The organism is Paraburkholderia bryophila (genome assembly GCF_003269035.1).
Lineage (GTDB): Bacteria > Pseudomonadota > Gammaproteobacteria > Burkholderiales > Burkholderiaceae > Paraburkholderia > Paraburkholderia bryophila.
This window is the reverse complement of sequence record NZ_QLTK01000002.1, coordinates 341,732-362,952: the sequence shown is the minus strand read 5'-3', so window position 1 is coordinate 362,952 and position 21,221 is coordinate 341,732. Positions and strand designations below refer to the sequence as shown.

Sequence of the window (21,221 nt, the reverse complement as noted above, 5' to 3'; positions counted from 1 at the left end):
AAACATGAACCCGACCGACCAGCAAGCCGCTTTCGACTATCACGAGTTCCCGACTCCCGGAAAAATCTCCGTGGTGGCCAGCAAACCGCTCGCGACCCAGCGCGATCTCGCGCTCGCCTACACGCCGGGCGTCGCCAGCGTCTGCACGGCCATCGCGGACGATCCGCTGCAGGCGTATCGCTTCACCGCGCGCGGCAACCTGGTCGGCGTGATCAGCAACGGCACCGCGGTGTTGGGCCTCGGCAATATCGGCGCGCTGGCCTCCAAGCCGGTCATGGAAGGCAAAGGCGTGCTGTTCAAGAAGTTCGCCGGCGTCGACGTGTTCGACATCGAGATCAATGAAACGGACCCGGACAAGCTGGTCGACATCATTGCCGGGCTGGAGCCGACCTTCGGTGGAATCAACCTCGAAGACATCAAGGCGCCGGAGTGCTTTATCGTCGAACGCAAGCTGCGCGAGCGCATGAAGATTCCGGTTTTCCACGACGATCAGCACGGCACGGCGATCACCGTCTCGGCCGCATTTATCAACGGCCTGAAAGTGGTGGGCAAATCCATCGCCGAGGTCAAGGTCGTCACGTCCGGCGCGGGCGCGGCGGCGCTGGCCTGCCTCGATTTGCTGGTAGACCTCGGCCTGCCGGTGGACAACATCTGGGCGACCGATATTGAAGGCGTGGTCTATCGCGGCCGTAAAGCACTGATGGACCCGGACAAGGCGCGCTTCGCGCAGGAAACCTCGGCGCGCACACTGGCCGAAGTGATCGAGGGCGCCGACGTGTTCCTCGGTCTGTCGGTGGGCGGCATTCTGAGCGCGGACATGCTGAAAACCATGGCCGCGCGGCCGCTGATCCTCGCGCTCGCCAATCCGACGCCGGAGATTTTCCCGGAACTCGCGCACGCCACGCGCGACGACGTCGTGATCGCGACCGGCCGCTCGGACTACCCAAACCAGGTCAACAACGTGCTGTGCTTCCCGTACATCTTCCGCGGCGCGCTCGACGTGGGCGCCACCACCATCACGCGGGAGATGGAAATTGCCGCCGTGCATGCAATCGCCGGCCTCGCGGAAGAAGAACAGAACGAAGTGGTCGCGGCCGCCTACGGCGCCTACGACGTGGCGTTCGGCCCGCAATACCTGATCCCGAAGCCGTTCGACCCACGCCTGATCGTCCGGATCGCTCCGGCCGTCGCGCGGGCTGCCATGGAAGGCGGCGTCGCGACCCGGCCGCTGCCGGATCTGGACGCTTATATCGAGCAGTTGCAGCAGTTCGTCTACCACTCGGGCGCGTTCATGAAGCCGCTGTTCTCGAACGCACGGCAATTCGTGCGCGACGGCGGCAAGGCGCGCATCGTCTTCACCGAAGGCGAGGACGAACGCGTATTGCGCGCGGTGCAGGTGGTCGTCGACGAAAAGCTGGCGCGGCCGATCCTGGTCGGGCGGCCGGAAGTGCTGCTCGCGCGCATCGAGAAATTCGGGCTGCGCTTGCGGCTCGGCCAGGACGTCGAAGTCACCAATCCCGAGTACGACGAGCGTTTCACGCAGTACTGGACGACGTACTGGGAATTGAGGTGCCGCGACGGCATCACGAAGGAAATGGCGCGCGTCGAGACGCGCCGCCGCCTGACGCTGATCGGCGCGATGATGGTGCGCCTGGGCGACGCGGACGGCATGGTGTGCGGCACGGTCGGCGCATATCACGACCACCTGCGCTTCGTGGACGAAGTCATCGGCAAGAAACCCGGCGCGCGCACCTACGCGGCGATGAACATTCTGCTGCTCGACCAGCGCACGGTCGCGCTGGTCGACACGCATATCAACGACGACCCCACCGCCGAACAGATCGCCGAATACACGATCGCCGCGGCCAAACAGATGGCGTGGCTGAACCTGACGCCGAAAGCCGCCCTGCTGTCGCGCTCGAACTTCGGCTCGGGTGCCGCGGCCTCCGGCGCGAAGATGCGCCGCGCGCTGGAACTGGTGCGGGAGCAGGCGCCCGAGCTCGAAGTGGACGGTGAAATGCACGGCGACTGCGCACTGGACGAAGCGTTGCGCCTGCGCATTCTGCCCAACTCGCCGCTCAAGGGCGCGGCCAACCTGCTGGTCTGCCCGAACGTGGACGCCGGCAACATTGCCTACAACCTGCTCAAAACCGGCGCGGGCAGCAATGTCGCCGTGGGTCCGTTCCTGCTCGGCGTCAACGCGCCGGTGAACATCCTGACCTCGAGCTCCACGGTCCGACGGATCGTCAATATGACGGCGTTGACCGTGCTGCAGGCGAATCTGACGGACCACTGAGCGGTTCGGTCAGTGTTTGACGGCCGATTGTGGAGGTCCGACGGGGCTTCCACAAGTCGGCCGAATGGCCTATCCCATCCGGCGGATGGCGACTTGGGACCGCGCGTGGCGTAAAATACGCGCTTTCCCGAAAATCTCCGCCAACATGACGCTCGCCTCCACTTTAGAGATCATCGCCGAACTGAAAGCCGGCCGGATGGTGATCCTCGTCGACGAAGAAGATCGCGAAAACGAGGGCGACCTCGTGATCGCCGCCGAATTCGTCACGCCGGAAGCGATCAACTTCATGGCCCGCTACGGCCGCGGCCTGATCTGCCTGACGCTCACCCAGGAACGCTGCAAGCTGTTGAATCTGCCGCTCATGACGTACCGCAACGGCACGCAGTACGGCACGGCGTTCACGGTCAGCATCGAAGCGGCCGAAGGCGTGACCACCGGCATCTCCGCGGCGGACCGCGCCCGCACGATCGCCGCGGCGGTTGCGCCGGACGCCAAGGCCGAGCACATCGTGCAGCCGGGCCACGTGTTCCCGATCATGGCCCAGCCAGGCGGCGTGCTGGTGCGCGCCGGCCATACCGAGGCCGGCTGCGATTTCACCGCGCTGGCAGGTCTCACGCCGGCCGCCGTGATCTGCGAAGTCATTAAAGACGACGGCACCATGGCGCGCCTGCCGGATCTGATGGAGTTCGCGAAAGAACACGATCTCAAGATCGGCACGATCGCGGATCTGATTCACTATCGCAGCCGCACCGAGTCGATCGTCGAGCGTATTTGCGAACGCACCATGCAAACGGCGCATGGCGCGTTTCGCGCGGTCATGTATCTCGACCAGCCGAGCGGCCAGCCGCATATCGCGCTGGTACGCGGCACGCCGTGCACGGATCAGGACACGCTGGTGCGCGTGCACGAGCCGCTGTCGGTGCTGGATCTGCTGGAAGTCAGCGAATCCACGCACTCCTGGATGCTCGACGCGGCCATGAAGGAAATCGCCGCGCGCGACTGCGGCGTGATCGTGCTGCTGAACTGCGGCGACTCGAAAGACCATCTGATCGACGTGTTCAAGGCCTTCGATTCGAAGGAAAAAGCCGAGGCGCTCAAACGCCGTCCGGTCGACTTCAAGACATACGGCATCGGCGCGCAGATTTTGCGCGAGCTGGGTGTCGGCAAGATGCAGGTCCTGTCGAACCCGCGCAAGCTGGGCAGCATGTCGGGTTACGGTCTCGAAGTCACCGGCTTCGTGCCGATGCCGGGCAGCAAGGCACAAGCTCCACAAGCCTGATCCGACCACTCTCGCGCATAAGCGCCCACTCAAAACACTACGGAATTCACAATGGAAATCGGACAATACCAACCGAATCTCGACGGCGACGGACTGCGCATCGGCATCGTCCAGGCGCGCTTTAACGAACCCGTTTGCAACGGCCTCGCCGACTCCTGCATCGAAGAACTCGAGCGCCTCGGCGTGACCGGCGAAGACGTGCTGCTGGTCACCGTGCCGGGCGCACTGGAAATCCCGCTGGCGTTGCAAAAGCTCGCCGAAAGCGCGCAATTCGACGCGCTGATCGCACTCGGCGCGGTGATTCGCGGCGAGACGTACCACTTCGAGCTGGTCTCGAACGAAAGCGGCGCGGGCATCACGCGTATCGGTCTGGACTTCGGCATTCCGGTCGCGAACGCCGTGCTGACCACCGAAAACGACGAGCAGGCCGTCGCCCGCATGACCGAAAAGGGTCGTGACGCAGCGCGCGTGGCCGTCGAAATGGCGAACCTCTCGGTCGCGCTCGAACAACTCGGCGGCGACGACGAAGAGGAAGACGAAGAAGAGGAAGAGGCATGAAGAGCGCACGCCGACGCTCCCGCGAACTGGCCACGCAGGGGCTTTACCAGTGGCTGCTGTCGGGTTCGCCCGCCAGCGAAATCGACGCGCAACTGCGCGGCGCGCAAGGTTACGACAAGGCCGATCATGAACATCTGAACGCGCTGCTGCAAGGCGTGATCCGCGATTCGGAAGCGCTCTCCGTGGATATCGCGCCGTGTCTCGACCGTCCGCTCGAACAGCTCTCGCCGGTCGAACGCGCGGTGCTGCTGGTGGCCGCGTACGAGTTCAAGAACCATGTGGATATTCCCTATCGCGTGGTCATCAACGAAGCGGTCGAACTCGCCAAGACGTTCGGCGGCGCGGACGGCTACAAGTACGTGAACGGCGTGCTGGACAAGCTGGCGGCGCAATTGCGCGCGGCTGAAACGCAAGCGGCCCGCAAGTCTTGAGTTGGACGCGGCACATGGCTGCGGTGAAAGTCGCGGCCTGTGCCGGGTTGGCTGAACGCTGCACCGCCTTTGCTTCTGAATGGATCTGACTGACCGTATGAACTCCGTGACCGAACCCCTGGTGCGGCTTGCCGCGCGCGTCGACGCCATCCAGCCTTTCTACGTGATGGAATTGGCCAAGGAGGCCGCGCTGCTGGAGCGCGACGGGCGCGACATCATTCACATGGGAATCGGCGAACCCGATTTCACCGCGCCCGAACCGGTCATCGAGGCCGCCGCGAATGCGCTGCGCCGCGGCGTCACGCAATACACCAATGCGCTCGGCCTGCACGCGCTGCGCGAGGCCATCTCCGCGCACTACGCCGACTTTTACGGCGTGAACGTCGACCCGGCGCGGATCGTGGTCACGGCCGGCGCTTCCGCGGCGTTGCTGCTGGCGTGCGCGGCGCTGGTCGATCGCGACGACGAAGTGCTGATGCCCGACCCATGCTATCCGTGTAACCGGCATTTCGTGATCGCCGCCGAAGGCAAGCCGGTCATGGTGCCGAGCGGTCCTGCCGAGCGTTTCCAGCTGACTGCCGCCGACGTCGAACGTCTGTGGAACGAGCGCACCCGTGGTGTGCTGCTGGCGTCGCCGTCGAATCCGACCGGCACGTCGATCGAACCCGCCGAACTCGAGCGCATCGTCAAGGCGGTGCGTTCGCGCGGCGGCTTTACCATCGTCGACGAAATCTACCAGGGCTTGAGTTACGACGCGAAGCCGGTGTCGGCGCTGTCGTTCGGTGACGACGTGATTACCGTCAACAGTTTCTCGAAGTACTTCAACATGACCGGCTGGCGGCTCGGCTGGCTGGTGGTGCCGCCCGGCATGGTCGGCGCGTTCGAAAAGCTCGCGCAGAACCTGTTCATCTGCGCGTCGGCGCTCGCCCAGCATGCGGCGCTGGCGTGCTTCGAGCCGGACACCATCGCTATTTACGAAGGCCGTCGGCTGGAATTCAAGCGCCGGCGTGACTTCATCGCACCGGCTTTGGAATCGCTGGGCTTTTCAGTACCGGTCATGCCCGACGGCGCGTTTTACGTCTACGCGGATTGCCGCACGGTCGCGCATCCGGCTGCCGGCGACAGCGCCGCGCTGACCAAAGCGATGCTGCACGACGCAGGCGTGGTGCTGGTGCCGGGCATGGACTTCGGCACGCATGCGCCTAAGGACTACATCCGGCTTTCATATGCAACGGCTTATCCGAAGCTGGAAGAAGCCGTCGACCGGTTGGGCAGGCTATTCGGGCGGCATTGATGCTTCCGGATTGCCAGACGTAAAAAAGGACACTCGCGGGTGTCCTTTTTTGTGGCGGCCGAACTTTTGCGTCGGCCCCAGTCGAATTCAGCTCATGTCGCCAACGCTGAACGTTAAGCGCCGAACTCCGAATTCGAAGCAACATGCTTGGTGGCGTTGGAACTGGCGTCGTCCTGCTCGGACACCGGCGTCTTCACCGGCGCCGCACTCAGGGGATGACCACCATCGAGCGTCACCTGCACGCGCTTGCTGCTGGTCGCCGCCGCGGCCGTCGTATTCGCAGAAGCGGTCGTCAGAACCGGTGACTGAGGTGCGTTGACCGGCACCTTGCGGCCGCGCGCCACGTCGCGCAGACGTCCGCGCTCGGCCATTACCTTGGCGCCGTAACCGCCGTCGTCCTGCGAGGTCGAGCCCACGTAAAGACGCAAGCCGCCCGGCAACGAACCACCGCGGGCGATGCAATCCTTCAGCACCAGCGCGCCCACCTTGATGTTAGCAACCGGTTCGAGCGCCGCACTCTGGCCGCCGAAGTACTGGAACTTGTCCGAGTGCACCTTCGACATGACCTGCATCAGGCCTTGCGCGCCCACGCCGCTCTCGGCGTACGGGTTAAAGCCCGATTCGATCGCCATCACGGACAGCAGCAGCAGCGGGTCGAGACCGACCTCGCGACCGGTGTCGAACGCGGCCTTCACGAGCTCGCTGACGGGCTCCTGAGCGACGCGATAACGCCGCGCCAGGTAGGACGCGACCAGATCCTGCTCACGGGTCGACACCAGCACGCGGTCATCGCGGGCATCGGCGGAGACACGCTGCGACGGGATCAGACGCGCCAGCGCGCTGACGCTTTGCATGGTGCGCGGGTCGAGCCCGTTAAGGGCGGCGACGCCCATGCCTGCCGAACCGGAGCCGTCGAAGGCCCCATCAAAACTGGCGTTGCTCGAGGTGGCGGCGGTGTTGGTGTTCGCACCGCTTGCGCTATCGGTTCCGTTCGAATTGGCGGACAGCGAGTCGTCGGAAGACGCGCTGCCCGGCGGGCCGAACGACGGCAGCGGATTGCCCTGCAGCAAGCGGGCAGGCCCGGCTTGCACGGCGGCCGACACAACCGGCATCAGCTTGGCGGCAAGCGTGCCGCGCAGGGCCGGCATCAGCCACAGTACGAGTGCCAGCACGACAGCGATACCGCCGACAATGCTGAACAGGTGATGACTCATTCGCGTCCCGCGACGCAGCACACCACGCACAACCTGCGCAATACGCTCATCGGGACGCCACGATAACCAGGCGTTCATTCAGATCTCCCATGTTGCATGATCCCCGAACTCCGCCATGTGAACAGGCGGTAACACACGTTCGAAGAGTCAAGACATCGCGTGCTCTGTCTGGTTAGGGCAGCAGCGACGTCGGGAAAACGGCAAATACCGTCTGTGGGGAGCCGTCCTGAAAAGTGGCCGCGGCATACCAAAAAAGTATGCAGGCGGTGGCTCCCACGCGAAAAACCAGCGTCAGTTGGCGCTTGCAAGGACTTCACTAAGGCCGTCAGATACCGTGCAGGGGTTCGGTAAACGGTGACGCGTTGCGTCTAAAGGGACCGGGGGCAGTGGTAAAAAGGTTCACGCCCTGCAACCAATGTGGACGGATTCTATGCAGGGTTTTATAGATCGTCAACACTATAAACAGGCAAAAGTATAACTAATTGTAATAATGAACAGTGTTCAGTCGGTCAAGAGCCGCGCAGCATGCGCCTTTTGAGCCATCTCAAATGAGTTCCTCTATCTAGGCCGTTCGGCTGAGCTACGTGCGCCAGTCAACGCAGGTAAAATCGACAATCGCTTTGGTGCGGTAGCAGCCTGCCGCGCCCTTCCTTCCCGCCGCTCGCGCGGCACTGAACCGCACCAGATGAAATATAAAGACCTGCGTGATTTCGTCGGCCGTCTCGAAACGATCGGGGAGCTGCGCCGTATCTCGCAAACCGTCTCGCCTGTCCTGGAAATGACCGAACTGTGCGACCGCGTGCTGCGCGCCGGCGGCCCGGCGTTGCTGTTCGAGAGTCGGGCCCAGCATGAGTTTCCGGTGCTCGGCAACCTGTTCGGCACGCCGCGTCGGGTGGCGCTCGGCATGGGTGTCGACGCGCAGGCCGGTGAAGGCGATGGCGCTGCGCTTGAGTCGCTGCGCGACGTCGGCCGGCTGCTCTCCGCGTTGAAGGAACCGGAGCCGCCCAAAGGCCTCGAGGACGCGGGCAAACTGTTCTCGCTGGCCAAGGCGGTGTGGGACATGGCGCCCAAAACGGTGAGCGCGCCACCCTGCCAGGAAATCGTCTGGGAAGGCAACGACGTGGACCTCGCCAGGCTGCCCATTCAGACCTGCTGGCCGGGCGACGCCGGGCCGTTGATCACATGGGGCCTGACCGTCACAAAAGGCCCGAATAAGAGCCGACAAAATTTAGGCATATATCGCCAGCAATTGATCGGGCGTAACAAATTGATCATGCGCTGGCTCGCGCATCGCGGCGGCGCGCTCGATTTCCGCGAGTTCGCGCTGCAGAATCCGGGCAAGCCTTATCCGGTGGCGGTGGTGTTGGGCGCCGATCCGGCCACGATCCTCGGCGCGGTCACGCCGGTGCCCGATACCTTGTCCGAATACCAGTTCGCCGGACTGCTGCGCGGCGGGCGCACCGAGCTCGCCAAATGCATCACGCCGGGCGTCGACGGTTTGCAGGTGCCCGCGCGCGCCGAGATCGTGCTCGAGGGCTTCATTTATCCGCAGGAAGGCACGCCCTCGCCCGCTCCGGCCGGCGCGCCGCCGCGGCCCGCCAAAGGCGCGTCGGCCGGCTACGAACATGCGCTGGAAGGCCCATACGGCGACCACACCGGCTATTACAACGAGCAGGAGTGGTTCCCGGTTTTCACCGTGGAACGCATCACCATGCGGCGCGATGCGATCTATCACTCCACCTATACCGGCAAACCGCCCGACGAACCCGCGGTGCTCGGCGTCGCGCTCAACGAAGTGTTCGTGCCGCTGTTGCAGAAGCAGTTCAGCGAGATCACCGATTTCTATCTGCCGCCGGAAGGCTGCAGCTATCGCATGGCCATCGTGCAGATGAAAAAGAGCTACCCCGGCCACGCCAAACGCGTGATGTTCGGCGTGTGGAGTTTTCTGCGGCAGTTCATGTATACGAAGTTCATCGTCGTGGTCGACGAAGACGTCAATATTCGCGACTGGAAAGAAGTGATCTGGGCGATCACCACGCGCATCGATCCCGCGCGCGACACGGTGCTGGTGGACCGCACGCCGATCGACTACCTGGATTTCGCCTCGCCGGTGGCGGGGCTCGGGTCGAAGATGGGACTCGACGCCACCAACAAGTGGCCCGGCGAAACCGATCGCGAATGGGGCCGCCCGATCGAGATGGATAAAGCCGTCAAACAGCGCATCGACACGTTGTGGAACGAGCTGGGCCTGTAGGCAAGCCGCACGACAAGAGCAAAAACAAAACACCGAGGGAGTGGTCGCGCGGATGCATGCTTTTTCAATGATGTCGGATGGTTTTTTTCTGTCGCTGTCGTTGTGTCTGGATATCGGTCTCGTGAACGTCGCGATGATTTCGCTGACGCTCTCCCACGGCTTCAAACCCGGCTTCTGGCTCGGCCTCGGCTCGTGCATCGGCGATCTGATTTACGCGGCGCTCGCGCTCGCGGGCATGGCCGCATTGCTGCAGTTCGAATCGGTGCGCTGGGTGGTGTGGATCGGCGGCGCGGCGATTCTGCTGTTTCTCACGTGGAAGATGGCGCGCGAAGCGATGTTCCCGGCATCGGCCCCCGCAGTCGCCGGCGAGGCGGATGCGAACGCGCCGCATCTGTCCGCATGGCGCGGTTTTTTGCGCGGCGTCTTGCTGGCGATGTCGTCGCCGTCGGCGATTCTGTGGTTCGCGGCCGTCGGTGGCGCATTGATCGCGAAAGCGGGCGCCACGAGCGTGACGACGGCGCCGGTATTTCTCGGCGGCTTCTTTCTCGGCGGCCTGTGCTGGACGATCTTCATCTGCGGGCTGGGCAGTCACGGTCGTAAACGCGCCGGCACCGGGTTGCTGCGCGCGTGTCATGTGCTGTCAGCGGTGCTGTTCGCGTACTTCTCATATAGCGTGATCGTGAACGGGTATCGCGATCTGATCGTGCAGACCGCGCAGGCGGTGAGTTGATGTGCAAACGGCTCGCCGGAAGCGAGCCGTTTTTCATTGGCAATCTTTAATTCCGTTCAGCGGAAGTCAGCGCCAACGTTCTATCACGCGAGATACTGCGCGAGCTTTTCCAGATCGACGTTGCCGCCGCTGATCACCACGCCGACGCGCTTGCCCTCGACCGGCACAATGCCGTTCGGCACTGCAGCCGCCGCGAGGCAACCCGTCGGCTCGACCACGATCTTCATGCGCTGCGCGAAAAAGCGCATCGTGTCGATCAACTGCGCGTCGCTGACCGTTTCGATTCGCGCCACCCGCTTGCGAATGATCGCGAACGTGTAGTCGCCGAGATGCGTGGAAGCGGCGCCGTCGGCGATCGTGCGCGGCGTATCGATGTGCACGATCTCACCGCGCGCGAGCGATTGCTGAGCGTCGTTGCCGGCTTCTGGCTCGACGCCGATCACCGTGCACGCCGGGCTCAGTGCCGCAGCCGACAACGCGCTGCCGCCGATCAATCCGCCGCCGCCGAGGCAAACGAACAGCATGTCGAGCGGGCCGGTTTCATCGAGCAATTCCTTCACGGCGGTGCCCTGCCCCGCGATCACATGCGGATGGTCGTAAGGCGGAATCAGCGTCATGCCGCGCTCTTCGGCGAGCCGGCGGCCGATCTCTTCGCGGTTCTCGGTGTAGCGGTCGTAGGTGATGACCTCGCCGCCATAACCCTTGGTGGCCGCGACTTTGGCCGCAGGGGCGTCGTGCGGCATGATGATCGTCGCGCGAATGCCGGCGAGCCGCGCCGACAACGCAATAGCTTGCGCATGATTGCCCGACGAGAACGTCAGCACGCCGGCTTTGCGTTGCTCCGCGTCGAAATGCGAAATTGCGTTATAGGCGCCACGAAACTTGAAGGCGCCCATGCGCTGAAAATTCTCGCATTTGAAGAATACCGACGCACCCGTGCGCTCGTTGAACGTACTCGAGGTCAGAACAGGGGTGCGGTGCGCGACGCCTTCGAGACGCGCGGCGGCGTCGAGGACGTCGTCGAAAGTGGGAGCGGGAAGCGCATGCATCGGCGAAACTCTCCAGAGCGGTGGTTAAGCAGGCATTCTCCCAGCTTCACCGGCGCTTTGGATCACTACCGCGCCAACAAAATACAAACGGCGTAACCCGGCGACGAAGCCGGCGTTACGCCGTTGAGTCCGCGCTAAACGCTCGCGCGGCTTGCGCGATTAGCGACGGTAGTAGCCGTGGCCGTAATAACCATGCCCGTAATAGCCGCGGCCGTAATAACCGTGGTGGTAATAAGGACGGCCATAACCACCGTAATACCCACCCACCACGACTGCAGGCGGCGGCGCATAAACAACCGGCGGCGGAGCATAGACCGGCGGCGGCGCGTAATACACCGGCGGCGGCGCGGCGTAAACCGGATAAGCCGGCGCAATCGGCACGCCAATGCCGATCCCCACAGATACGTGTGCTTCGGCTGCACTGGCAAGTCCCAGACCGAGTGCGGCGGCAACGACAAACGGAACGATCTTTTTCACTTGTATTCTCCTAGCGCGGCCCACCAAGGTCGCCGACTTCGCATGCCTTGCATGCCATGAACCCAATGTATCGAAAAAGCCCAATCGTATTTGTGCGCATTTGTTGCAAATTGCAATTGGTGGCAATACGTCGCAAATGGTCCGTGCGCAAGAAATGCCGAAGGCAGAGCGTAGCGGGCTGAAAACTAAGGGTTTCCGCACAGTCGCGGGATCGCATGGACCGCTTGACGAAGCGCGCTGCGTCGAACGCGCGCTTTTCAGTAATCTTTGATTACAAATTCGCTTCAATCCTGACGACTGGATTGAAGTGCCGCAACGAAAAATGCCCGGCGTTCGTAGCCGGGCATCTCTTACCTGCAGACAGCGCTAGTCGCGGTGTATCAACCGACCTTCACGTAGGCGAATTCGCGCGACACGCTAGGCGGGACGTAGGCGCCGCTGATCCGCACGCGCGGCGTCAGGCGCTTTTTCTGATCCCACCAGCGACGGCGCTGTGCGTGGGTGAGGAACCGCAAGTGCTTTCGGTAAGAAAATATGCTCATCGTGACCTCCCGAATCTGACTGCGAAACGAAATACCCGGAACTGCAACGGCCTGAAGCGACACATGGAGAAATTGTGAGCAGTTTTCAAGCCTGCGGGGCGTGTGGCGCCGGATAACCGGCCAGTCGCGCCATACGGCGCGCCAACTGATCAGAGGAAAGCTCATGAACCCACACCGCGCGCCGGCGGCCGGATGCGCGATACTTCTGCTTCCCGTCCAAATGTTCCGTCTGGAGCAGGCAACCATGTCCCAGTCTTCTCTGCCGCGCCTCGGCTTTATCGGTGCAGGCCGGCTCGCGCGGTGCCTTGCGCTGAGCTTTTCCCGCGCCGGCTATCCAGTCACGGCGGTGACGAGCCGCACGGCGGCTTCAGCCAACCGGCTCGCCGGTCAAATCGCTCATTGCGCGGCTTGCGACGACCCTCAACAGGTTGCCGACGCCGCCGACATCATCTTTTTAGCGGTTCCGGACGACCATATCGGTTCGGCCGCCCACACTCTGCGCTTCGATCCGGCGACGGCGACCAGCCCGCGTAAAGCGCTGGTGCATTGCAGCGGCGCCTCGCCGGTCGAGTTGCTGGCCCCGGCGCGCGACCAGGGGGCGGCGATCGGCGGCTTTCATCCACTGTACCTGTTCGGAGGTGACCTCGCCGACCTCGAACGGATCGCCGGCTGCTCGGTCACGATCGAGGCCGATGGCGCGCTGAAAGATGCGCTGACGGCGCTGGCCGTCGCGCTGCGCTGCCATCCGCTGTCGATTCCGGCGGGCGGACGCATGCTGTATCACGCCGCCGCGCACTATGCCGCCAGCTTCGCGCTGTGCAGCCTCGCCGAATGCGTCGCGCTGTGGCGCACGCTCGGTTTCGCCGAAGACGACGCGCTGCGCGCGTTGCTGCCGATGCTCGCCGGCACCATCGAAACGGCGCGCGACAAGGGCCTGCCCAACGCGCTCGCGGGCCCGGTGTCACGCGGCGACACCGGCGTCGTCGAAAAGCAGCTGGCGCTGCTGGAAGGACTCGGCGGCGACCACGCCGCGCTCTACGGTTTGCTGTCGCGGCGCGCGGTCGGACTGGCCGAGCGCCGCGCCACACCGCCCGCCGCCATCGAGGCAATTGCCGAAGCGGTCGAGGAATCGCTCAACCGCTCGCTGAATCAGGCGGCAGCAGGTGCAAGCGTCAAGTAAGCCGTGATAATGTGACGTCCGGCGCCGCGCGCAATCCGCCAGCGCCGCGCTTCGGGACCAACAGACGAGAACGCACAATGATCAAGGTCAGCATCCTTTATCCGTATCGGGAAAACGGCCACTTCGACGTGGACTATTACTGCGTCACGCACATGCCGCTTGCAGCCAAGCTGTTCGGGCCGTCGCTGAAAGGCTGGTCGGTCGACGTCGGCATCAACGCCGGGCCGCCGGGAACGCCGCCGCCGTATGTCGCCGCCGGCCATTTCCTGTTCGACAGCGCGGACGACTTCTACAAGGTCTTCAAGCCCGCAGCCGAACAACTTACCGCGGACATTCCCAATTACACCGACGGCGGCAACGGCGCGATTCTGATCAGCGAGATCAAGATTTCCGTGTGATGGCGAGCGGAGGCGGCCAGGGCGGCAATCTATCGTTGCGCTAGCCGCGCAAGCTTGCCGGAGCGTCACACGATCGAGCGGATGGCCGGGCACAGGCCGAGCGGCCGACCCGAAATCGCGCATGACGCGCCGTTCCGCGAAATCGGCGCATGGAAACCGAATGAAACCGCCGGCGCACCGATCGGTTCGCGCCGGCTCCCCGCGGCCGACCGACGGCCGCCATCAGAAGGATAAGGACACACGATGTTTGGCGATATCGCCCGTTTTCTGCTCAATACCGTCTTTACGCTGTTCGGCGCGGCGTTGCTGCTGCGCGCCTGGCTACAGGTCGTGCGCATGCCGCCGTACAACCCGGTCACGAACGCCGTGCTGCAAGCCACCAACTGGATCGTGCTGCCGCTGCGGCGCATTCTGCCGAGCACCCGCAGCATCGATTGGGCAAGCCTCGTCGCGGCGCTGATCGCGGCGATCGTCTATGTGGTGCTGATGGTGGTCCTGACCGGCGCCGATCCCTTGACCCTCGTGCCGACGCTGCTGATCGTCGCGGTGCTGACGGTGATCAAGTGGGCGCTGAATCTGATCATCTGGATGACGATCCTGATGGCGCTGCTGTCGTGGCTCAATCCACGCTCGCCGGCCATGCCGATTCTGTATCAGCTGACCGCGCCGTTCCTGAATCCGTTGCGCCGGGTCGTGCCGCAACTCGGCGGCATCGATCTCTCGCCGATTCTGCTGTTCGTCATCGTGCAGGTGCTGCTGATGGTGGTGACGCGCGCGGCGATTCAGCTGACTTACTTTGTGATCTGAAGCCGGGGCGCCGCTTCGGCGCTGGCGGGAAACGGCGGCGCGATTTGCGCTAACCGCCCTTTCCCGAGTAAAATCGTGCGCTCTGCGGGCGTCGTATAATGGTAATACCCTAGCTTCCCAAGCTGCAACGGCTTGAGCAAACCCACTATTCATGCGGGTTTTAGACGTGGTTTTCCAGCGGGCACCATTAGGAACCACGTGTCATGCGGGTTTGACGGCGACGCCAGTTTTCACCCCAGCACGTCAAGTCGGAAGCTATTGATCTAGATAGCATCTTTCCGGCAATCTTGTCTCACCATCAGCCTCATAGCCTAGCGCCTCGATGCTGTCAGAACCCCGTAGTTAGACGCGGAGCCTTGAGCTTCTATTTGCACTGTATAGCCGACGGCCCGCCAGCGCGTGCAATGGGTCATCCTGCGGCCTTTTTGACGGCGCGCTCTTGGGCCTTCTTTGCCTTTCGAAGTGCATGGCTTTTCTCGAACTGCTCCGCCAAATAATCTCTAACTTTTGGACTTTCTAGGGCCAATATAGTGTTTGGCTTTCTAATCTTCATTTTTTCCATCAAATCGAATCGCTCAAGCTCTCGAAGATCAAATGCATCATAAGTAAACCAGGCCTTCTCAGGTGAAGGGATATTTTTTTTCGGAATGGGAAGATATTTTACGAAATGGCCGTCATTTATGGACACGCGAGCTAGTTTAATGTAGTCGCGATAGAGATCTAGATTAGGGTGAACAAACTTGTACGTGTATGATGCTTGATACGCCTCTTCCGGGTTTGGGGTGGTAACCATGTCGACCATTGCGTTCTTCTTAAAATTGCAGCGTCGACAAGAGGCCGTGAGATTTCCGATATTGAAGGTGAGTCGAGGGAAGTCATCTTTCTCAAGAATGTGCTCTATGTCAATAACCATGTTGTGCTCGCCGCTTATGATTCGACGACAATATGCGCAACATTGGTTATTCCGAATTTTAAGGTACTCCTTGAGCTCTCTTTTTAATTCTGAAAAACTTTCTGCGTCCCAAAAAGCCGGATCATTAGAAACGGCCGCGGCAGCTTCAGAAATGCGATCTGCGATCGATTTGACAGACTCAATGTTTTTGTTTGTCATTGCTGGCAATCCTCAGCGCATCTTTAAAGGCGTCGATAACTTCTCGCTGATCCTGGCCAACGCAACCTCCGATGAGGTTGTCCATAGTCAGCAACGCTTGGTCAAAGCTAATTTCGTCCCTGCAGTATTGATTGATTAAATCAATCAATAGTCCAGACAGGTACTGATTATTGCTCGGAAGCGTTCCAAAGGCGGCCCAAGACACGCCTTCCAAACCCGAATCAATGGTGGTGATGGCGTATGCCATTCGGCCCTCTTCTATTTTATAAGGAAGAATGTCGAAAGCTCCCGACTCTTCACCGGCCAAAAGAAGTGGGCTATGGCTTGCGATGACAACGAGCGGGCGCTCATATCGGAATAGGGCCTGAAGGCATTGGATATACCTCACTTGCCACTTGGGGTGCAAGCTGTTCTCCGGCTCGTCAATTAGCAGCACGCAATGTTCAGATACCTTGGACGAAGCCCACGCCATCGTAGACAGATAGGAAATCTCGCCGGAACTTGCGGCTTGAAGATCGACCTCCCTTTTGTCCAGGGCCGCAGAAGAAATTGGCTTTCGAAGAATTATTCGAATCCCGGAGCACACACCAATCGCAACGAGCGTTTCTTCATTGCTCAGCAGGCTTGGTGCAAAGGAAGCGCCAGTTCGAGATTCCTCGTGATTATCTAGATTTAGCCAGACAACTGGTGTAGTAGTTCCGACGAGCTTGTCGCGAACGGTTGAAGCCACCTTCCTGGTTACGCTGGACGCTACGACGTGGGAGTCATTAGAGTCGAATGTGACATGAGGATTGAAGTTTTCCAAGGCCAAGCCAATCACTCGTTCGTATCCCATCAACTCCAGCACTTCCGCTAGCTTGCGTACCCTCGTCGCGATCTCGTTGCGGGGTGATCTGAGAGACTCCTTGATGGCCTCAGACGCATAGCGGTTACCGTCTCGCTGACCGAGGTAGTGGACTGCGCGGTCACCGCGTGAAAATTTGTCGTGTGGCGTATTGGATATAGCGATGACCTGGGCCCCTCTTCCCTGTTCGACAAGGCGCTCCGCAAACTGTGCCAAAAGGGTGCTTTTGCCCACGCCGTTTTCGCCGATCAAAACGACTACTTTCATGCGATCCGTATCGAGGGAAAGTATCTCTTCGATTAGCTCATTCGAGTTGAGCTTGCAAACAAGTTCTGCCATCACTTCCTCAAGCATGTCATTACGATGCCATCACGGCACCTGAATTTTGGCTTAACCTTGCAATACGTGCTGATGCCGGCTGAGCGATTTCACCAACCCGTTGCATTGATCGGCTTAATCCACAATTAAAATAAGACGGCTAAGCTGACAATGCAGACGCATTCGCCGGAAGACACCTACCCCAAAGTTTGAATCGACTCGCGTTTACGCCAGCGCAAGAGAGAAGCTCTATCAACACGCTGGCAAATCCGCACCTCGCCGGTAAACCAGTAATTTTGGGAGGTTTGCGGATCACCATGGAACGGTGGAAATATCGTCAACACTGTCGCGAATTGCCTTGTGTGTCGCGTCGTCCGCTCTAGTTACCATCGGAACTAGCAGCAATTGCTCGCGTACGGAAGCGATGCGTTGCTTCAAAGCTTGCCCTTCCGTAGAGTGAAAACGTGCAAGCATACTGACCCGACCTGTGACGGAGGGTAAAAGCGCTCGCGCATCGGAAAAAGCACCAGCCGCAAATGTCAGTTCGAGCTTGTGTACGGCAGCGCGAATCTGTCCTCGCTGCTGACCTGACAGGCTAGGATCACCGTTGACGCCAAGCTTTGTTGCTGTGATGCGGCCGCTCGCCGTCTGGATTTTGTGTTTCGATCGTTTGGCAGAATAGCCGTGTCGTGCCAGCATTGCGTATATAACCGAGATCACTGACTGCTTATCGGCATGAGCAATACCGGTGCTGGAAGAAACACAGACATCATCGACATATCGCGAGTATCGTAATCCTCGAAACGCCATCTCCGCACGTATCGCTGGCTCCACGCGCCAAAAGACGAGATTCGCGATATGCGGACTTGTGATGGCCCCCTGCGGCAGAGCGCCATCTTTGGTGCAAAGAGCCGTTAGGCACTGCGCCACGTCGGCCGAAAAACCGAAGAACTGCGACCAGATTTCCTGCACGAGATGCTGCGTGGTCGAAGGGAAGAATCCTTGGATGTCTTCGCTAATCAGGATCTTTGAATTGCGATGCAGCAGCGCGTTCGTGCGATAGTCCTGCCCCTTCACACTGCCAGTCAAATAGTTGGGAAAGCTTACTCGATCGAGAATGGCCAGCTTGATCCGCCGATGAATATCCTTCAACACCGGCTTCGCATCAAACGTTTCGCGGAGCGTACCGTCGGCTTTTTCGATCTTGTCCGCGACTCGGTAGAGAGAGGAAGCTTTGGCGGCGACTGCAGCGAGATGCTGGTTTGTCACACCCAGCGCTCGCGACAATGCCGCCATACTTTCTATGGGAGTAGCCGTGTACCTAGGAACCTCTAACCGGTTCACGTGTATCACTCAGTATCTCCAACGCCGCGCGGGCGAGCTGACCGGAGAGCTCTTTGTCCATACCCGCAAGCTCCTCTCGGTCTGATCCCAAAAAGAACAAAATCTCCGTCGGGATGCGTAACGCTCCAGCAATGCTTTTCAAAGTGGATAGCGACGGATCCCTCTGATTGCTTTCCAGCATCGAAAGGTAAGAAATCGAACAACCCGCAAGTCCAGCTAGTTCAGCCTGTGATAACGACCTACGAGTCCGACACATCTTGATAGCCTGACCCATATTCATAACGCTCATCCAAATCAACTGTGGGGCTTGCTGTGACTTGGCCTAACGCCAGTGGTCCATGAGACTCGTGATGTTCGTCACAAGTCGCAGGATCATTGCGATGATGCGGAGAACTCGGCCTTCGAGTTCTTCCCGCCGAACAGCTTCCTGGCGGTCGGACTGCTGTTTCAGCAATCCGACGACATCATCGAGTTCTGCCAGTACACCAGCATCGAGTTGGCTGTGATAGGTTTCGCGCAGCTTTTGCAGCGTCGCGATTGCTACTGTTAAAGCATCTTTCTGCATTTGCAGCTCCTTGAACGCGGCACGTCGCCGAAGTCCCTCAACAAGGCGATGCCAAACGTCCCCACTTAGCAAATGATCGAAAGGAGCCAACCCGATGCGCAAGCCCAACCCAGTCCCTTCGGCTGAGAGGAAGTCCCTCGGTACGCCCAACGACGTAACCGACCGGCTTCCTCGACGCGGCCGTACCCGACCCGCGCACCGATACCTCTCTAACCCTGGACGCTAGAGCTGTCCGTTCCTTGAAACGGACTAATGCACAACTGATCCTTTGCCGTGGTAGGAAAATGCCATTGCTCACCTAGGCGATACGCCTAGCCTGCGAGAAGCAGTAGACCATGAAAAATCAACGGACGCAAGGCAAATATTCACTTAGAGTGAATATTTCTACAGATTTCGCTATCTGCCCTCTTCGTCAGAACGAAAAAAAAGCTCCCGAAGGAGCCTTTCGTTCGCAGGTCGATTGACAACACGTCACCGAGCACGTTAGCGAGAAGATGCAATCGTTCCTGTGTGAATACGAGAATCACTCGCGCACCGCCAGCGCGAGCAGCTTTGTACTTACCGGGTAGCGGAAGGGATGACACCTCGATCAACTCGGCACTGCCTATGAGACCCTTGAGATTGGTTTCTATCTCGGAAACCAGCGCACGGGTCGGGGCAAGGTAGACCGCCACCCGGATTTCACCCGCAATCATCTGGTCGATCAGCCACTGCAGTACCAGAAATGTCTTACCAGAGGCGGTAGGCGCGGATGCCGAGAGCCAGCGCTTTCCAGCCGCATTGATCCAGAAGCGTTGCTGAAAATCGTTTACTTGTAACCAGGCCCCGCTCGACTGCACCAAGATAGAACGGTCCATTTCACGACGCTGCGCTTCGAGGCGCAACGCGACGCCAAGCCGCCCGCCGAGATCAGCTGCCAGCAGCCCTCGATTGATGGCTAACTCGATGGCCCGAAAGTTGGAAAGCTTACTTAAGAGAACAGCGCCCGCGTCTTTTAGCGCTTGATCGTCCGTCAGAGAAATTGCAGCGGTTGCGATTCGGAGCGCGGCTTCCTGGTCATCCCGTTGATCGGATCGCGCCAGAATGCTGCCGGCGAGCAACAGTCTTGGCCAGTCAATCGCAGTAGCAGGCAGCGCAGAGGGCTCAGGGCCCAGATTATCGAGTTCGCTGCGGACTGTGAGGCGAGTGATCGCATCGAGACCATCCCGAACGCCTTCATGAAGAAGCCACGATTGGAGATCGGCGAGGCTCATTGCTCCTGGATCCCCATCGCCTTGAGGAATGCGGCGCGGAAACCTTCCGCCGACGGCAGGGGCACGCAGAACATCTCAATTTCCATCTGATCGAGCTTCTCCATTTTGAGCCGCTCTCCGATACTATTGCGCCACCCAGTAAGTGCCGTGCGGGATGCCTTGACGATCTCCTCTGCGACTGCCTTCACTTCGTCTTTCGGGTAAAACGGTGCGTCGAAACCTACAAGGGCCGCGCCACAGTATTGGACACGCTTAGACATGACCGACGACTTGTCGAAATACCTTTTGAGCGCATCGGTGATTTCCGGGTTGCTAAGGTCAGCCTTGTCGCTCAGGAGTATCAGGTCGCGCTCCCGCTCCGCCTCATCGTGTTCGGGTTCAATCAGAAAGGGGGCGAGGGAATTGAGACAGGCGCGAATAGCAGCACTCGCGTCCCCGTAGATTTTTGATTCACCCCAGTAGAGCTTCAAGATGCCTTTCTGTGTTACGCCTGCATACACTCCATCCGCGCCGTGATAGTGCATACGTGTGTCTGTCTTGAGATCCATCTTGCAAAGAATCTGTGGCAGCTTAAGGAAGCGCTCCGCCAGCAGAAACAGCAACATCTCTCCGCCCTCTCCCGTGTTCCCCAAATCGGTAAACGAGCGCTTGGCGCGCTCTACGAGTTCGGCGACTGCCTCGGTGCTGTTGAACTTATTGTCGCGCGCCTTCGCGTCGGCGAGCTTCGAGCGCGGAATCGCATAGTCAACGACGGCGTTCCGCATGAACTCCGCGAGCCGATGTGGTTGGACACGGCCATTCCCATCTACCGAAAGGCAGTGACAGTGAATCTTGACTAAATGCCCGTCAATGAGCACGTCTCGCTCTACGAGCGTAAGGTGAACCTCAAGTGCTTCTGGGTTCCCGGTTAGAGCAGACTCAAGATCGGTGGCGGTGATAGTCGACAAACTGGACGCAAACTCTTTTGTGGTTCACTTTTTCCGGCTGGTCTGCCGTTGCGATAATGCAGACCCAGCTGCACTTTTTGACGCGGCACTTGTCCGCCCATCGCGGAGCACCTTCGACGCACTCGACGCAGCGCCTGACGAAGTAACTCTTTTGGGCGCGGCCACTTGGGAGAGTGCGCTCCCAGCAGCAGTCTTTGAATTTTTGCCAGTCGAACCGTTCGCCAAAACCTGCGACGCATTGTGGGCCGCTTTCGGCCCCGTAACTTTACTCTTCATGGTTTATCCCCCGAGTGGATCACCTATTGAGCACGACCTGTACGGCAAGTATTG

General features: G+C 60.4%; 21 protein-coding genes. 10 read left to right on the top strand and 11 right to left on the bottom strand.

Annotated features, from left to right (window positions below):
• Positions 1-4 precede the first annotated feature (4 nt).
• From BX591_RS05170 to BX591_RS05150, 5 genes are all read left to right on the top strand, one after another.
• Positions 5-2,296 (top strand): NADP-dependent malic enzyme, encoded by a 2,292-nt coding sequence (locus BX591_RS05170; protein ID WP_111929636.1) that lies wholly within the window; start codon positions 5-7, stop codon positions 2,294-2,296.
• Between the two features lie 145 nt (positions 2,297-2,441).
• Positions 2,442-3,575 carry a bifunctional 3,4-dihydroxy-2-butanone-4-phosphate synthase/GTP cyclohydrolase II gene (ribBA, locus tag BX591_RS05165; RefSeq protein WP_111929635.1) on the top strand — a complete coding sequence of 378 codons (1,134 nt, stop codon included), beginning with the start codon at positions 2,442-2,444 and terminating at the stop codon, positions 3,573-3,575.
• A 51-nt stretch (positions 3,576-3,626) separates the two neighbouring features.
• Positions 3,627-4,133, top strand: coding sequence for a 6,7-dimethyl-8-ribityllumazine synthase (ribH, locus tag BX591_RS05160; RefSeq protein WP_054037335.1), 507 nt, complete (start codon positions 3,627-3,629; stop codon positions 4,131-4,133).
• Positions 4,130-4,564, top strand: a complete 435-nt coding sequence (nusB, locus tag BX591_RS05155) for a transcription antitermination factor NusB (protein WP_111929634.1) — start codon at positions 4,130-4,132, stop codon at positions 4,562-4,564. Before ribH ends, nusB begins: the two co-directional genes overlap by 4 nt.
• 97 nt (positions 4,565-4,661) lie before the next feature.
• Positions 4,662-5,858: a pyridoxal phosphate-dependent aminotransferase gene (locus tag BX591_RS05150; RefSeq protein WP_111929633.1), complete on the top strand. Its 1,197-nt coding sequence runs from the start codon at positions 4,662-4,664 to the stop codon at positions 5,856-5,858.
• 113 nt (positions 5,859-5,971) lie between these two features.
• On the opposite strand, the gene BX591_RS05145 is transcribed toward BX591_RS05150, so the two are convergent.
• Positions 5,972-7,150 carry a lytic transglycosylase domain-containing protein gene (locus BX591_RS05145; protein ID WP_111929632.1) on the bottom strand — a complete coding sequence of 393 codons (1,179 nt, stop codon included), beginning with the start codon at positions 7,148-7,150 and terminating at the stop codon, positions 5,972-5,974.
• A gap of 607 nt (positions 7,151-7,757) precedes the next feature.
• Between BX591_RS05145 and BX591_RS05140 the strand changes: the two genes are divergently transcribed.
• Positions 7,758-9,326 (top strand): UbiD family decarboxylase, encoded by a 1,569-nt coding sequence (locus BX591_RS05140; protein WP_111929631.1) that lies wholly within the window; start codon positions 7,758-7,760, stop codon positions 9,324-9,326.
• A 52-nt stretch (positions 9,327-9,378) separates the two neighbouring features.
• Positions 9,379-10,056 carry a LysE family translocator gene (locus BX591_RS05135; RefSeq protein ID WP_111929630.1) on the top strand — a complete coding sequence of 226 codons (678 nt, stop codon included), beginning with the start codon at positions 9,379-9,381 and terminating at the stop codon, positions 10,054-10,056.
• 83 nt (positions 10,057-10,139) lie between these two features.
• Here the strand turns inward: BX591_RS05135 and BX591_RS05130 are convergent, their stop codons facing one another.
• From BX591_RS05130 to BX591_RS35995, 3 genes are all read right to left on the bottom strand, one after another.
• Complete coding sequence (locus BX591_RS05130; protein WP_111929629.1) at positions 10,140-11,105, bottom strand: threo-3-hydroxy-L-aspartate ammonia-lyase; 966 nt, start codon at positions 11,103-11,105, stop codon at positions 10,140-10,142.
• Positions 11,106-11,264: 159 nt separating this feature from the next.
• On the bottom strand, positions 11,265-11,582 hold the full coding sequence (locus tag BX591_RS05125; protein WP_035547823.1) for a hypothetical protein: 318 nt from the start codon (positions 11,580-11,582) through the stop codon (positions 11,265-11,267).
• 380 nt (positions 11,583-11,962) lie between these two features.
• On the bottom strand, positions 11,963-12,289 hold the full coding sequence (locus BX591_RS35995) for a hypothetical protein (protein ID WP_146749726.1): 327 nt from the start codon (positions 12,287-12,289) through the stop codon (positions 11,963-11,965).
• Positions 12,290-12,368: 79 nt separating this feature from the next.
• Here BX591_RS35995 and BX591_RS05120 point away from each other — a divergent pair, with 79 nt between their 5' ends.
• The 3 genes from BX591_RS05120 (at position 12,369) to BX591_RS05110 (ending at position 14,509) form a co-directional block, all read left to right on the top strand.
• Positions 12,369-13,304 carry a Rossmann-like and DUF2520 domain-containing protein gene (locus BX591_RS05120; protein ID WP_111929628.1) on the top strand — a complete coding sequence of 312 codons (936 nt, stop codon included), beginning with the start codon at positions 12,369-12,371 and terminating at the stop codon, positions 13,302-13,304.
• Between the two features lie 77 nt (positions 13,305-13,381).
• Entirely contained in the window at positions 13,382-13,702 is a 321-nt protein-coding gene (locus tag BX591_RS05115) for an EthD family reductase (RefSeq protein ID WP_111929627.1), read from the top strand.
• Between the two features lie 243 nt (positions 13,703-13,945).
• The gene (locus BX591_RS05110) at positions 13,946-14,509 is read left to right on the top strand and encodes a YggT family protein (RefSeq protein WP_111929626.1); all 564 of its coding nucleotides are present in this window, start codon (positions 13,946-13,948) and stop codon (positions 14,507-14,509) included.
• A gap of 409 nt (positions 14,510-14,918) precedes the next feature.
• On the opposite strand, the gene BX591_RS05105 is transcribed toward BX591_RS05110, so the two are convergent.
• From BX591_RS05105 to BX591_RS05075, 7 genes are all read right to left on the bottom strand, one after another.
• Positions 14,919-15,620 (bottom strand): HNH endonuclease, encoded by a 702-nt coding sequence (locus BX591_RS05105; protein WP_111929625.1) that lies wholly within the window; start codon positions 15,618-15,620, stop codon positions 14,919-14,921.
• On the bottom strand, positions 15,601-16,818 hold the full coding sequence (locus BX591_RS05100; protein WP_111929624.1) for an AAA family ATPase: 1,218 nt from the start codon (positions 16,816-16,818) through the stop codon (positions 15,601-15,603). Before BX591_RS05100 ends, BX591_RS05105 begins: the two co-directional genes overlap by 20 nt.
• Before the next feature lie 276 nt (positions 16,819-17,094).
• Entirely contained in the window at positions 17,095-18,051 is a 957-nt protein-coding gene (locus BX591_RS05095) for a reverse transcriptase family protein (protein WP_244146844.1), read from the bottom strand.
• Between the two features lie 52 nt (positions 18,052-18,103).
• A complete protein-coding gene (locus tag BX591_RS05090; RefSeq protein WP_276330762.1) occupies positions 18,104-18,400 on the bottom strand; it encodes a helix-turn-helix domain-containing protein in 297 nt (98 codons plus the stop codon).
• 48 nt (positions 18,401-18,448) lie between these two features.
• A complete protein-coding gene (locus BX591_RS36350; protein WP_167444500.1) occupies positions 18,449-18,691 on the bottom strand; it encodes a hypothetical protein in 243 nt (80 codons plus the stop codon).
• 365 nt (positions 18,692-19,056) lie between these two features.
• Positions 19,057-19,944 (bottom strand): DEAD/DEAH box helicase, encoded by an 888-nt coding sequence (locus BX591_RS05080; protein ID WP_244146845.1) that lies wholly within the window; start codon positions 19,942-19,944, stop codon positions 19,057-19,059.
• Entirely contained in the window at positions 19,941-20,891 is a 951-nt protein-coding gene (locus tag BX591_RS05075) for a HamA C-terminal domain-containing protein (RefSeq protein WP_111929620.1), read from the bottom strand. Before BX591_RS05075 ends, BX591_RS05080 begins: the two co-directional genes overlap by 4 nt.
• Positions 20,892-21,221 lie beyond the last annotated feature (330 nt).